At 60.4% G+C, this 14,361-nt stretch carries 9 protein-coding genes; 5 read left to right on the forward strand and 4 right to left on the reverse strand.

Annotated elements, in window-relative coordinates; translation table 11 throughout:
* Nucleotides 1–119: 119 nt before the first annotated feature.
* Both WBP53_RS13945 and WBP53_RS13950 read right to left on the reverse strand, forming a co-directional pair.
* Nucleotides 120–533 carry a TfoX/Sxy family protein gene (locus WBP53_RS13945; RefSeq protein WP_423929932.1) on the reverse strand — a complete coding sequence of 138 codons (414 nt, stop codon included), beginning with the start codon at nucleotides 531–533 and terminating at the stop codon, nucleotides 120–122.
* Nucleotides 530–1,048 (reverse strand): GAF domain-containing protein, encoded by a 519-nt coding sequence (locus tag WBP53_RS13950; RefSeq protein WP_423929934.1) that lies wholly within the window; start codon nucleotides 1,046–1,048, stop codon nucleotides 530–532. Before WBP53_RS13950 ends, WBP53_RS13945 begins: the two co-directional genes overlap by 4 nt.
* Nucleotides 1,049–1,231: 183 nt before the next feature.
* Between WBP53_RS13950 and WBP53_RS13955 the strand changes: the two genes are divergently transcribed.
* From WBP53_RS13955 to WBP53_RS13970, 4 genes are all read left to right on the forward strand, one after another.
* Complete coding sequence (locus tag WBP53_RS13955; protein ID WP_423929936.1) at nucleotides 1,232–1,972, forward strand: TMEM175 family protein; 741 nt, start codon at nucleotides 1,232–1,234, stop codon at nucleotides 1,970–1,972.
* Complete coding sequence (bioD, locus tag WBP53_RS13960; protein ID WP_423929938.1) at nucleotides 1,918–2,682, forward strand: dethiobiotin synthase; 765 nt, start codon at nucleotides 1,918–1,920, stop codon at nucleotides 2,680–2,682. Before WBP53_RS13955 ends, bioD begins: the two co-directional genes overlap by 55 nt.
* Before the next feature lie 6 nt (nucleotides 2,683–2,688).
* A complete protein-coding gene (locus WBP53_RS13965) occupies nucleotides 2,689–3,033 on the forward strand; it encodes a hypothetical protein (protein ID WP_423929940.1) in 345 nt (114 codons plus the stop codon).
* Between the two features lie 425 nt (nucleotides 3,034–3,458).
* A complete protein-coding gene (locus WBP53_RS13970) occupies nucleotides 3,459–6,755 on the forward strand; it encodes an amidohydrolase family protein (RefSeq protein ID WP_423929942.1) in 3,297 nt (1,098 codons plus the stop codon).
* A gap of 380 nt (nucleotides 6,756–7,135) precedes the next feature.
* On the opposite strand, the gene WBP53_RS13975 is transcribed toward WBP53_RS13970, so the two are convergent.
* Entirely contained in the window at nucleotides 7,136–8,761 is a 1,626-nt protein-coding gene (locus WBP53_RS13975; protein ID WP_423929944.1) for an oligopeptide:H+ symporter, read from the reverse strand.
* Nucleotides 8,762–8,892: 131 nt separating this feature from the next.
* Here WBP53_RS13975 and WBP53_RS13980 point away from each other — a divergent pair, with 131 nt between their 5' ends.
* Nucleotides 8,893–10,833 carry an OPT family oligopeptide transporter gene (locus WBP53_RS13980; RefSeq protein ID WP_423929946.1) on the forward strand — a complete coding sequence of 647 codons (1,941 nt, stop codon included), beginning with the start codon at nucleotides 8,893–8,895 and terminating at the stop codon, nucleotides 10,831–10,833.
* A 397-nt stretch (nucleotides 10,834–11,230) separates the two neighbouring features.
* Here WBP53_RS13980 and ppc read toward each other — a convergent pair whose 3' ends face one another.
* Nucleotides 11,231–13,960, reverse strand: a complete 2,730-nt coding sequence (gene ppc, locus WBP53_RS13985) for a phosphoenolpyruvate carboxylase (RefSeq protein WP_423929948.1) — start codon at nucleotides 13,958–13,960, stop codon at nucleotides 11,231–11,233.
* Nucleotides 13,961–14,361: the final 401 nt, after the last annotated feature.

Below are 14,361 nucleotides of genomic sequence, written 5' to 3' on the forward strand. Positions count from 1 at the left end.
GGGGTGGGTCTCGGACCCACCCGCTCTCATTGGGGATCAGTAAAAATCAGGCAAGGCGCGGGCGGGTCTGAGACCCGCCCCTACGATGTCACAACAGCGTGTGTAATAGCGGCAGCCTGTCAATCGCGATCGCGCGAAGTGCCGGTCAGCTCGCGCACACCGCTGTCGGCATCGCCGAATCCGTCGCCATCCGAGTCGGCGGGCGGCGCTTCGGTGCCGTCGATCTCCGCGCTGCGATCGGCCTGCTTTTCCCAGCGCGTCTTAATCGGGTTGTCCGATTCCGCTTCTTCGAGATCAAGAATCAGTCCGCTCTTGCGTTCCGGCGGCAGGTCGGTCCAGTGGCAATCGTCGATTGCTCCGGCCAGGGAATAGAGCAGGTTCAAGCTGGGCTTGAAGCCCGCTCGCTTGACCTTCAGGAACGTATCCACCGGCCCAACCCGATACAGATCTTCCGCGGTCTTTACTCCGACCTGACGCAGCCAGGCTGCGGATTTTGGCCCGACATTGCGAATCTTCGCGTCCTTGCTACTCATGCTGCTTCTCCTGTCCTGGGTTCATCCACGCGTAGCGATTCAACGAACACCTGGCACAAGGCGATCATGCCCTTGCGGTCTTCCTCATCGAATCGACCTGGCTGCGGGCTATCGACATCCCAAACACCCAGGAGCTGGTCGTTGAGGACCAATGGCACCACGATCTCGGATCTGGATGCCGCATCGCAGGCGATATGGCCCTCGAACGCGTACACGTCGTCTACCAACTGGGTTTCGCGCGTGCTGGCGGCGGTGCCGCAAACACCGCGACCCAAGGCGATACGCACGCAAGCCGGCTTGCCCTGGAATGGACCGACGACCAACTCTCGGCCGTCGAAGAAGTAGAATCCACACCAGTTGATGGCAGGCAAGGCATGCCAGGCCAGAGCGGCCAAATTGGCAGCGTTGGCAATGCGATCATGCTCACCGTGAAGCAATCCACGCGCCTGACTTGTCAGTTCGGCGTAGAAACCGGCCTTGTCCGCCGATTCAATGCTTGTCAGTTCGAATGACATCGATACGCTTCCGTCGCGGCTTGGGAATCACGCATTCTACCTGCCATCGTTCGCGTTCGCAGGCCAGGCTCGAGCCCTGCCCTTTCCCATTTCGGCCTGGCTTTCGGCCCCTCGCTTGGCTGGGGCCCCACCACGGCAGTCGGGCGTGCAAGAATCGCCGGTACAGCCCGAGGCCCGAATTCCATGCTCGAAACACAAGAATCCTGGCGCGATGAAGACGGCTTCCGCAATCGCGGCGCCGAAGTCACGCGCATCGAAGCGTTCTATGATGCCGCATTCGCATTCGCCATCACCTTGATGGTGATTTCGATTGACGAAATTCCTGATTCCGCCGAAAGCCTGATCGAGGCGGTGAAGTCGGTTCCTGCCTTCGCCGCGAGTTTCCTGCTGATCGTTCTGTTCTGGACTGCGCACTCCACCTGGAGCCGTCGCTACGGCATCAACGACCGGGCAAGCCAACGCCTTAGCCTGCTGACTGTATTCCTCGTTCTCGTTTTCATCTATCCGATGCGCATGGTGTTCGCGGCATTTTTCTTCTGGATCACCGATGGTTGGCTGCCCGCGCACATCGCCATCGAAAACGGGCCCGGTGACATGCGTCTGATCATCGTCGTTTTCGCGGTAGCTTTCGGCAGCATGGGCACGGCAACCTGGGCGCTGTACAGACATGCTTGGAAGCTCCGCGAAGAGCTTGACCTGGATGCACACGAGGCCCTGGCCACCCGCTATGCCGTCATGCGCTGGGCGGCTGTTCCCGTCGTTTCCGCGGTCTCTCTGCTGCTCTCGTTTATTTTTTCCCTGCTGCCTCCGCAACGGTTCCAGGTCGCAATTCCGGCGCTGATTTTTTTCCTGCTCTTGCTCAACCGACAATGGCTGAACTGGCAGATGCGCAAGGTGGCGAAAAGGCTGGAAGAAGGGCATTGAGTACCGGATTCTTTGTCAGCGGCACCGATACGGGAATCGGAAAAACACGGGTGGGTTGCGCGCTGATTCGTGCCATGCGCGCCCGTCAGATCCCGATAGTCGGCATGAAGCCCGTTGCCAGTGGCGCCTATTCGACCTCCAACGGTCTGCGCAATGAGGATGCCGAAGCGCTCATCGCTGCCTGCGGGTACAGCGGTGACTACACCGACATCAACCCTCATGTTTTTGCCGAGCCGATTGCTCCGCACCTGGCAGTGCTCGAGAGCTCCATGTCCATCTCCACCGCCCGCATTCGCGCTGCGCATTCGCGGCTTGCCATGGGCAACCGCCTTGTTCTCGTCGAAGGTGTTGGCGGATGGCTGGCTCCACTTGGCGACAGCCTGATGCAATCCGACATTGTTCGAGCCCTTGACCTGCAGGTGATCTTGGTCGTGGGCATGCGCCTGGGCTGCATCAACCACGCATTGCTGACCTCGCGTGCGATTGAGGCGGATGGATGCCGATTGATCGGCTGGATTGCCAATCGCATCGACCCGGACATGCTGCGCTTCGAGGACAACAGGAGAAGCATCCAGCAGCGGATTCAGGCGCCGTTGCTGGGCACCGTGGAGTATGCGGAGGATCCGCAGGCTTCCAACCATGCAGGTTCTCTCGATACGGCCATCGAGATACTGACGAGCCAGGCACGCCAGATACATCAACAGGAGTGAATCAACATGAGCAAGGCACAGCGCTATTTCATCACGATTTCAGATCTCGCCACCTCTCGCGGCGAACTGCCCGCCCTGAGCTTCGATGGCGTTTCGCCGGAACACCTGGCCAGGGATCTGGAAGCAGCCTTGCGCGAACCCGGCCTTTGGCAACAATGGCGTGACCTGCAAGACGACCCGGATCAAGTCGCTCCAGAGACTGGAGTCGTCGACCCCGAGGCTACGGTCACTGCCTCGCTCGAAGCCCATCGAGTCGAAGTCATCATCAGCACCAGCCTCCCGCACGCCATCGTCAAGCATCGGCTGAACCTGCTGGTCGGCCAGAACTGGAAATTGCGAGATGTCAGCTAGGCCAACACAGAGCGGAAGCGCGAGTTGGGTGTTCGAAGTTCGCAGCGCGAGCCGTTGCCTTCACAGGAAGACCCCATGTCGTTGCGCAACGCTCGCCCTCAAACGAACAACAGGGCTTCGGATGCCTCGCGGCCATGCGCCCCTGCGATGGTGGGGTTCGCTGGCACATACCGCCAGCCTGCGGGTATGCGTGAAGGCACTGCTTTTCGCATCCAGGGCTGACCGAACGCGAAGTCCATCGTCCAGATTGGCTCGATTTTCGGTGGACGACCTGGCCACATGAGGACCAGGTCGCCCGAAAAGTATCTGTAGAAGGCCAGATATCAATCACCTGAATCCAGCCGATCAGGACTTCTGCCCCGTGTCTCGTTGGCCGATCCGTTCTAGGATGGTCGGTCAATCCGAAGTTTCCAAGGGAGATATTCATGCCGATCCGCCACCTAGCAGCCCTCGCCTTGGGCTGCCTGCTCTTGCCTGCCTTCGCCTACTCGGCCGCAAAGAAGGATGACAAGCCCGAATGGGACGTCAATGCCGCGCATGGCAAGACCAAGACCGTTCGCTTCACGACCGACGAAGGTACCTGGCTTGATCTCGATGTGAGCCCGGATGGCAAGAGCATCGTGTTCAGCATGCTTGGTGACCTCTACATGTTGCCGATCGAAGGCGGCAAGGCCCGGCGCATCAGCCAGGGCGCTGCCTGGGACGTGCAACCCGCATTCTCGCCGGATGGCAAGGAACTCGCCTATACCTCGGACCGTGGCGGCGGCAACAACATCTGGCGCAAGCCGGTCATCGGTGGCGACGGCACACAGGTGACCACGGAGGAATTCCGCCTGCTCAACAATCCCGCCTGGACCCCGGACGGCCAGTTCCTTATTGCACGCAAGCATTTCACCAGCGAACGTTCGCTGGGCGCTGGCGAGTTGTGGATGTACCACATTGCCGGCGGTGCCGGGCTGCAATTGACCAAGCAGAAGAACGACCAGCAGGACCTGGGTGAACCGGCAGTCAGCCCGGACGGAAACTTCGTCTACTTTTCCGAGGATGTCAGCCCCGGTCCGTATTTCCAGTACAACAAGGACCCGCATGGCGTCATCTATGCGATCAAGCGCCTGGACCGCCGCGATGGTGAAATCGAGCGAGTAATTGGAACGCCCGGTGGCGCCGTTCGCCCGGAACCCTCGCCCGATGGAAAGTCGCTGGCCTTCGTCAAGCGCGTTCGCGAGAAGACCGTGCTTGAGAAGCTCGATCTGGAAACCGGAAAGGTGACGCCGCTATGGGACGGCCTCTCGCATGACATGCAGGAAGCCTGGGCCATCTTCGGTCCGTATCCGAACTTCTCATGGACGCCCGATTCCAGTGCACTGGTGATCTGGGCCCAGGGCAAGCTCTGGCGCGTCGATGCGAGCACCGGCAAGCCGCAGGAAATCCCGTTCACGGCGGATGTCGAACAAGTGGTTGCGGAGCCGCTGCGATTCGAGCAAAGCATAGGTCGCGGCAGCTTCGAGCCGAAGATGATTCGTGATGTCGCCACCAGCCCGGATGGCAAGACCATGGTCTTCCACGCGCTCGGACACCTTTGGGTGAAGTCACTGCCGAACGGCAATCCGTCTCGCCTGACTGGCGACAACGCCCACTACGAATACCAGCCGAGCTTCAGCGCGAACGGCAAGAAGTTGCTCTATACGACATGGTCGGATGCCGACCAGGGCCGCATTGTCGAATACGACATTGCCAGCAAGACCTCGCGCATCCTGACTCCGAAGCCCGGCTTCTACTACGGTCCGCGCTTTTCGCCAGACAGTTCCCGCATTGTCTATTCGAAGACCTCCGGCAGTTCACTGACCGGCAATCTCAATTCGGGCGAAGCGGGGATCTATGTCATGCCTGCTGCCGGCGGCGAAGCCCGGCGCCTGGTCCGTTCCGGTGGTGATCCGGAGTTCACGCCGGATGGCAAGCGCATCACCTTCCTGACCGGCGACGGCCTGAAAAAGAAACTGCAGAGCATTGGCATCGACGGCAGTGATCCGCGCGATGTCTTTGACCTGAAATACATCAACTTCGTCAGCGTCAGCCCGAATGGAAAGTGGGTCGCCTTTACCGAATTGTTCAACGCCTATGTTGCGCCGATGCCGCAAACCGGCGGCGTGATCGAGCTGTCAAAGGACACCAAGGCGATTCCGGTCAGCCTGATCAGCAAGGATGTCGGTTCCTACCTGCACTGGTCGGCCGATTCGCGCTCACTGCACTGGATGGTCGGCCGCGAGTACCACACGCGTGATCTCGACAAGGCATTCGCATTCCTGCCCGGCGCACCCAGGAACCTTCCCGAACCCGGTAGCGACAAGGGCATCGACGTCGGCCTGACCGCCCGCTACGACGCACCATCCGACGTGTTCGCGTTCACCGGCGCGCGCCTGGTCACGATGAAGGATGCCGAGACCGAGGAGGAAGTCATCGAGGATGGCGTCATCGTTGTCGAAGGCGATTCGATCAAGGCGATCGGCGCCAGCGGCAGCGTTGCGATTCCGTCGAATGCACAAGTCATCGATGCCAAGGGCAAGACCATCGTGCCGGGCTACGTCGACGTCCACGCACACGTCAATCACTTCACCAGCGGTGTCGTACCGCAGCAGAACTGGGCCTACTACACCAACCTCGCATTCGGCGTGACCACTACGCATGATCCTTCGGCAACCACGGAAACCGTGTTCTCGCAGGCCGAACTGGTCAAGGCTGGCGAGATGGTTGGCCCGCGCATCTACTCGACGGGGACGATCCTCTATGGCGCAGATGGTGACTTCAAGGCCGAGGTCAACTCACTCGACGACGCACGCTCGCACCTGCGCCGCATGAAGGCCAATGGCGCATTCAGCGTCAAGAGCTACAACCAGCCCCGCCGCAACCAGCGCCAGCAGATCAACCAGGCAGCGCGCGAGCTCGAGATGCTCGTCGTCGAGGAAGGCGGATCGACGTACAACCACAACATGACGATGGTCCTCGATGGCGTGACCAGCATCGAGCACAACATCCCGGTTGCACCGCTGTATGACGACGTCATCAACCTGTGGAAGGAGACCGATGTGCGCAACACGCCGACCCTGGTGGTCAGCTACGGCGGCCTCAGCGGTGAGTACTGGTGGTACGCGCGCGACAACGTCTGGGAGGACGAAAAGCTTAACCGCTTCTTCCCCAGGGAAACTCTCGAAGCTCGTTCGATCCGCCGCGATACTGCACCGGATTGGGACTACTACCATGTCGAGGTGAGCAAGGCGGCGAAGAAACTGCGCGACAACGGCATCAAGATCCAGACCGGCGGCCACGGCCAGTTGCAGGGCCTTTCCGAGAACTGGGAAACCTGGATGCTGACCCAGGGCGGCTTCAGCAACTTCGAAGCCCTGCGCGCGGCAACCATCGACGGCGCCGACCTGATCGGCCTGTCGAAGCAGATTGGTTCACTCGAGCCCGGCAAGCGAGCCGACTTCGTCGTCCTCAACACCAACCCGCTCGAAGACATCCGTTCGACGATCGACACGCGCTACGTGGTCATCAATGGCCGCGTCTTCGATATCGATGCGGACATGGCTGAAGTAGGCGGCAAGGGCCGCAAGGCGCCCGAGTTCTACTGGCAGCAGCATCAGGACGGTCGCACTTATGGCATCGAGTACGGACCGACGGCGTCGTGTCATTGCCCGAAGTCGGGGACTCGGCACGTTCATTGATGGGATGGGGTGCCGGCGCAGCGCCGGCACTCATTCGTGGAGTGCGACTGTTCTGCACTTCGCGTACTAGTTGGTTGCAGCGAAGCGAAGTTTTCACCTTATAGCTACGCCGCTTCGCGGTGCACAGAAAAGGCAGTGCTTTCACTGGCCTTCAGCGAGCGCCCTACTTTCTCTCGCGTGGCCACTGCGCCGCAGGCGTGTGACAGCTTTGGGCTAGTGCCGCAATACTCGCGCGGAGAGTACGAAACGAGAAGTGACTCACTCGCCCGGAGGCTAGTGAAAAAAGGCAGGGATGCCGCGCTCCGAAGGCGCGTGCTCTTCAGCTGGCAAATCACCTGGTCCCGGCAATCACCGGGACCAGGCAATTGGAAGCGCAGTGCCTACACAGTCCGATAATGATCCACCATCGGGTAACGTCTCGCGTACATGGCGAACGCCAACGCGGCCAGTAGCGCAAACGCGGCAAAGAAGAACATCAGGAACGCCGGTTCGCTGAGCCCGCTTTGCGCGATATAGGAGGTCACGCCTTCGTTGCGAACCGCGGCATTGGTGATCAATACCCAGAGGTTTCCGAACGTGACCGAGAGCAGCCAGAAGCTCATGATCGTTCCCTTCATCGATGGCGGTGCCTGGCTGTAGGCAAATTCCAGACCAGTGGCCGATACCAATACCTCACCGAAAGTCAGCAACACATAGGGCAGCACCTGCCAGGCGATCGAGGTCGGGTCGCCACCATCGATGTTCATCTGGATCAGGCCGGCTGCGACCCAGGCCAGGCCGGAAAACGCGATGCCGAAGCCCATGCGCCGCAGCGCAGTAACTTGCATGCCCATGCGTCTCAGCATCGGGTACAGGACAATGTTGTTGAACGGAATCAGCAGCATGACAAGCAGCGGATTGAGCGCCTGCATCTGTGCCGGCTGCTGTACAAGCCAGCTCGGCCACCACCAGGAATCATGTGGCATGACCATGGCATTGCCCTGCAGGATCCAGGTCGAGGCCTTCTGGTCGAACAGCGACCAGAACGGGGTCACCAGGGCGAAGACGATGAGGATGCGCAATACCGCACGCACGCCTTCGACAGCGGCATCTGAATGTTTTCCGCGGGCTCGGTCCAGTTGCCACGAGGTGCCGATGCCGCCAAACAGGATCAGCATGCCGAGGGCCACGCAGAACGTGATGACGAAACTGAAATGCTCGGGCCACCACGAGGGTGAAATGGCCCAGAACAGGAAGATGGCTACAGAAGCCACCACGCCAATTGACGCCATGATCAAACCCGCACTTCCGTTGCCGGACGCGAACAGCGCGGTCTTGGCGACATTGACCAGCGAGTCGGGATTGCTCGGGGTGGGTGGCACGTTCACGTATTTCTTGCGCCCGCTCCAGAAGATCACGGTCGCGATGAACATGAGGATGCCAGGAATGCCAAACGCCCAAGCCGGTCCCCAGGAAGCGAGGATTCGCGGCATCAGCAATGAGGCAAAGAACGAGCCGAAGTTGATCGTCCAGTAGAACGCGTCATAGACCACCTTCGCCGTTGCCTTGTTGCTCTGGTCGAACTGGTCGCCGACAAAGGCCGATACCAGGGGTTTGATACCGCCGGATCCCAGCGCGATCAGGAACAGCCCCATGTAGAAGCCGCTTCGATTCGATTCAAAGAGGGCCAGGCACGCATGGCCGACGCAGTAGAGCAGCGACAACCACAACACAGTGTTGTACTTGCCGAAGAACCGGTCGGAGATCCAGCCACCGAGCAGCGGGAAGAAATACACGCCGATTACGAAGGTATGGAACACATCCTTGGCGATGCCGGCGCGTTCCGCGATCGGCGCGTAGAGCAGCAGGGTCGTGATCAGGAACGGCGTGAGGATATTGCGCATGCCGTAGAAACTGAAACGCTCACAGGCCTCGTTGCCGATGATGTAGGGGATCTGTCGCGGCATGCGTGCAGTGGCCTCTGCAACAGCGTCCGGATTCTCGGGATTGGCGGGAATGGGCTTCATCGTGATTGCAAGATCAATGGGATTGCAGGCTACTATGCACGTCGCGGCGCGCGGCGTGAACCATGCGCGGCCGTTGTTGCAATGCATCACATCCATGCGCCAAGGGATTGGCACCAATCGGGGAGTCATTCATGAGTGCTGTCGCTGAACCCGCTCCGCAGCTGACCCTGCGCGCCATCCTGCTATCCATCGTGCTGGTGGTGATCCTCGCCGCGGCGAATACCTATCTCGGCCTGTTCGCCGGCATGACCATCGCCTCGGCGATTCCTGCTGCGGTCGTTTCGATGGGCATCCTGCGACTGCTCGGCGGTGGCGGCATCCTAGAAAACAATATCGTGCAAACCGGCGCATCGGCGGGCTCCTCGATCGCATCCGGCGTGATCTTCACGATTCCGGCACTGGTCATCCTCGGTTATTGGCAGGAATTCGAATACCAATGGGTGTTTGCCATCGCCGGCCTCGGCGGCTTGCTCGGTGTGATCTTCTCGGTGCCGTTGCGGCGTTCGCTGATCGTCGATCAGGGCCTCGCCTTCCCCGAAGGCAAGGCCGCTGCAGAAGTGCTCAAGACAGGCGAAGACCCCGGCCAGGGCATCAAGACCCTCGGCATCGCCGCCTTGCTCGGCGGCTTCGCCAAGGTCGCGGCAGCCAGCGGCCTGCGTCTGTTTCCCGACGCAGCGGCCTCCGCCGCCTATGTTGGCAAGGGCATCGCGTACATGGGCACCAACCTGTCGCCTGCCCTGCTCGGTGTTGGCTATATCGTCGGCTTCAACATCGGCATCGTCTGCTTGTTGGGAGCGGTCATCGGCTGGAATATCGCGATTCCGATTTACAGCACGTACTTTCTCGATACCGATCCGGTGCTCGCCGCACAAGTCGCCACCGCGTCAGCTGAAGATGCGGCCTTCATCATCTGGAATGCACAGATCCGCTATCTCGGCGTCGGCGCGATGTTGATCGGCGGCATCTGGACGCTGATCTCCTTGCGCAATTCGCTCTTCTCTGGAATCAAGAGCGGTTTCGATGCGACGCGCTCAGGTGCTACCGAGGTCGTTGCTCATACCGAAAGAGACATCCCGATGAAGTACATCGCGATCGGCCTGGTTCTCTTCACCCTCCCCCTGCTGTGGCTGTACCAGAGTATCGTCCATCAATGGACCGCCAGTATCCCGATGACGATTATCATGATCGTCACCGGCTTCCTGTTTGTTTCGGTGTCCGCGTACATGGCCGGCCTGGTAGGTTCGTCGAACAACCCGGTTTCGGGTATCACGATTTCAACGATCCTGTTTGCCGCACTGATTCTTGTATTGCTGCTCGGCCGTGATTCTCCGATCGGTGCTGTCGCCGCCATCATGATCGGCGCAGTGGTCTGTTGCGCGGCCTGTATCGGCGGCGACAATCTGCAGGATCTCAAATGTGGGCACATCGTCGGTGCGACACCGTGGAAGCAGCAGCTGATGCTGGCTATCGGCGCGGTATCTTCGGCCTTGATCATGGCGCCGGTGCTGAACCTGTTGCTGCATGCTTATGGCATCGGCGAACCCACGGCCGATCACCCCAATCCACTGCTGGCACCGCAGGCAAACCTGATGGCCTCGGTAGCCAAGGGCATTTTCGGCGGAGAACTGCCATGGACCACGATCGGCATTGGCGCCGGCATCGGCGCGGTCATCATCGCGGTTGATTCCTGGCTCAAGGCCACCGGCAAGAAATTCCGCATTCCGGTGCTGGCTTGCGCGATCGGCATTTACCTGCCGATTGAGTTGATGGTGCCGATCTTCCTCGGCGGCCTGCTTTCGCACATCGTCGAGCGTCATTTCGGCGGCGCCAGGGACGACGCCGAGCACGGCAAGATTCATCGCAAGGGCATGCTGTTCGCCGCCGGCCTGATTACTGGCGAAGCCCTGATGGGCATCTTTATTGCCATTCCAATTGTCGTCACCGGGCGCGCCGATGTGCTCGCCCTGCCTGAATCGATGCACTTCGGTGGCTGGCTTGGGCTCTCATTGCTCGCCTACATCGCCTGGCTGTTGTATCGATATGCGACGAAGCCTGAGCCGGTGAATATTTAGGGCGCCCGCGTATGCGGTTTTTGTAGGGCGGAATCACCTTCGGTGGTTCCGCCGCAGGATATTCACTCAACAGGAAAGCCCAACTTCCACGCGAAAGTTGGAATCGCTTGCGGCGGCTCCACCCTACGAGAATCGCAAGGATCGCGCCGTATCCCGGCGCTTTTGTAGGAGAGGCCTTCAGGCCCGATGTGTTTCGGCACGCTGCGAAAAAAGCATCACGGCTGAAGCCTGTTCCTACGAAAATCTGGTGTCGGCCCAGTGCGTTGCCGACTCACCTTGGCGCCTATGGACCTGCACTTCGTAGAGGCCTTCAGGCCCGATGTGTTTCGGCACGCTGCGGAAAAGCATCGCGGCTGAAGCCGGCTCCTACGAAATGCAATGGCGATTGCCCCGCCATTCACCCCGTATTCTGAATTCCCGCAGCGATGCCATTGACCGTGGCGATCAACGCATGCAGCAAGTCATCATCCTTGCGATCGGTCGCGCGCCAGCGGGCGAGCAAGTCGACCTGGAGCAGGCTTATCGGATCCACGTACGGATTGCGCAAGCGGATCGACTGGCGCAGGCGCAGATCGTGCGCAAGCAATTCGTCTTCGCCCTTCAGTTCGAGGATGGCTGTGCGCGTACGCTCGAACTCCGCGCTGATTTCCGCGAAGAAGGATTCATGCAGCAGTCCTGCCAGGCGCGAGTAGCGCTCGAAGATGGCGAGGTCGGCCTTTGCGAGGACCATTTCCACATCGTCGACGAGCTGGGCAAAGAATGGCCAGTCCCGGGTCATTTCTACCATCGCCTCGCGACCGAACGACTCGATACCATGGGCAAGCCCACTGCCGACGCCGAACCAGCCAGTCAAGGCAGCACGATTCTGCGACCAGGCGAAAACCCAGGGAATGGCACGCAGGTTTTCCACGCCACCTGCGCCACCCCGTCGCGATGGACGCGAACCGATGCGCAGGCGCTCGATCACATCGATCGGAGTGGCGTTGCGGAAGTATTCGGTGAACTCGTCGTTGTCGTGAATGAAGTCACGATAGCGATTGCGTGCTTCACCAGCGATAGCCGATGCCATCGAGCGCCACTGCACTTCGCGTGGCTCCGGGGGACGCGGGCGCAAGGTGGCGCGCATGACTGCGCCAGTCATCTGTTCGAGATTGCGCAGGGCGATGGCACGAATTCCATACTTGCGATGGATCACTTCGCCCTGCTCGGTAAGCCGCAGGCTGCCCTGCACCGAACCGCGGGGCGCAGCGATCACGGCGCGTTCGGTCTTGCCGCCACCACGGCTGGCCGACCCACCACGACCATGGAAGAAGACAATGCGAATACCCGATTCCCGGGCTAGTCGCGTCAATGCGATCTGGGTTTGCTGCAGGGCCCAGCGCGAAGCAACCAGACCTCCATCCTTGGCGCTGTCGGAATAGCCGAGCATCACCATCTGGCGATTACCACGCGCTTGCAGATGCTTGCGATAAGCCGGATCGGAGAACAACGACTGGACCACGGCTTCGGCCGCATCGAGATCAGCAACGGTCTCGAAGAGAGGAGCGACATCGAGTGGCACGTTGCCCGATTCCCCGACACATCCGGCCACACTTGCCAGCGCTATCACGGCCAGCGCATCGGCCGCGCTGCGACTCATGCTGACGATGTATGGGCCGAATGCCTGTGCGCCATAGCGAGGACGCAGACGTGCCACGGTCCGAAAGACGGCCATTGTCTTGACCGCAACCTCATTCTCGCTTTCAGCAACTGCGGCCGGGTTTTCGAGCACGCCGTGCAGACGTTCAACGCGATCATCCACCTCTCGCGAAGCCCATTCGGCATCATCAAGAAGCGCGGCGAGCGCGGCGTCATGAATCGCAGAATCCTGGCGCAAATCAAGCGTTGCCAGATGAAAGCCAAAGGTCTCGGCCCGGCGGAACAGGCGTCGTGCGGCAAACCATCCGGCATGCACGCCTCGATTCTGCTGCAGGCTGTCGGTAACGATGCGGATGTCGTGAATGAAGGCATCCAGGTCCGCGTAGCCTTCTTCGGACCCCCGCTCGGTTTCGGCCAGACGTGCGTTGACCAGCTTCAAGTACTGCCGGTAAGGCATGTCATCGTGACGTGCGCGCAGTTTCCTGGCGGCAATCGGCAGTGTCCTGCGGTAGTCCTCGATGCGCGCCAGCAGTTCAGCCGAGCATCCCACGCGCGAGAGCGAATGACTCAGAAGTCGACCGAGCTGGAAAATTTCCCGACGGTAGAGAGCCAGAACCTGCCTGCGTTGGGTGGCCAGGGTGGCGGAGATCGTGTCGGCACCAACACTCGGATTGCCATCCATATCGCCACCCACCCAGTTGCCAAACCGCAGCAGGGTTGGCAAGTCGTTGGCGGCAGGCTCGGAACCGAGTGCGTCGTTGAGCACTTCATAGAACACCGGAACGACGCGATAGAGAACATCGGTGAGATAGAAACCCACATTCTCCAGTTCGTCGCCAACGGTGGGCTTGTCGAGCGCGAATTCGGCAGTTTGCCAGGCTGCGGTCAAGGCCATGCGCATGCGCTCGACGTCGGTACGGCGCTCTACCGGGGTGCGGCTGCGATCAATATCGGCAACCAGCGCACGAACCAGCTCGGCTTCCTTTTCGAGCAGGGCGCGACGCACGGCTTCGGTGGGATGCGCGGTGAATACCGGTTCGATCAGCAGGCTTTCCAGGCAGCCGTGCATTTCCTCATCGCTGACTCCACTTCCGCGCAATTTGCCGATGACATCACGCAAGCCGCCCGGCTGCGGGGCGGCATCGGACATTTCGTATTCCCGACGCCGGCGAATGCGATGCACGCGCTCGGCCACATTGACCGCCTGGAAATAGGTGGAGAATGCACGCACGAGATCAGTGGCGTGAGAAACCTCGACGTCCTTGAGCTCGCTCTCGAGATCGGCCGTGCCAGTGTTCGATTCGCGCCGTGTTATCGCAGCGATGCGGATGCGCTCGACTTTCTCGAGGAACGCATCGCCCAATTGTTCGGCGAGGATTTCTCCAACCAGCGAACCGACGCGATTGACGTCATCGCGCAAGGCCTGGTCGGTTTCAGGAAGATCGCCGGAACGCAGGCTATCTGCGGCGTTTCTGGATGGATTGTTCATCCGCCTAGCGTACATTGTTGCAACGCGGCATATAAGGTGCCGGTCGAAGCCCGATGCGGAGGCTTCAGCCACGATTTCTCTTCAGGCAGGCTCAGGCATGGGATTTCCGTTCGTGGCGAGCCAAGCGTGACCCGCGCTCGCCGAAGGAAACGGCGGTCTCAGCTGGCCAAGGAGACAGGCAATTCGGAAATGTCCTTCGACAAGCCCGGGACGATCGGGTTGGGCACACGGGCTGCCTTTTCGAGAGACTCAGTGCCTGCCCCCTGCCCTCGATCCGGAAACGACAAGCCAGGTGGGAGCGGATGCTCCAAAAGGCAACTGCGTCCGAACAGGGTCACGGGCTTCGATCACCTTCCCTTCGTTACTGCTTCGGCGTTGGTTTTATGCTGACCGCCTCGAAC

Source organism: Dokdonella sp. (genome assembly GCF_049593775.1).
GTDB lineage: Bacteria > Pseudomonadota > Gammaproteobacteria > Xanthomonadales > Rhodanobacteraceae > Dokdonella.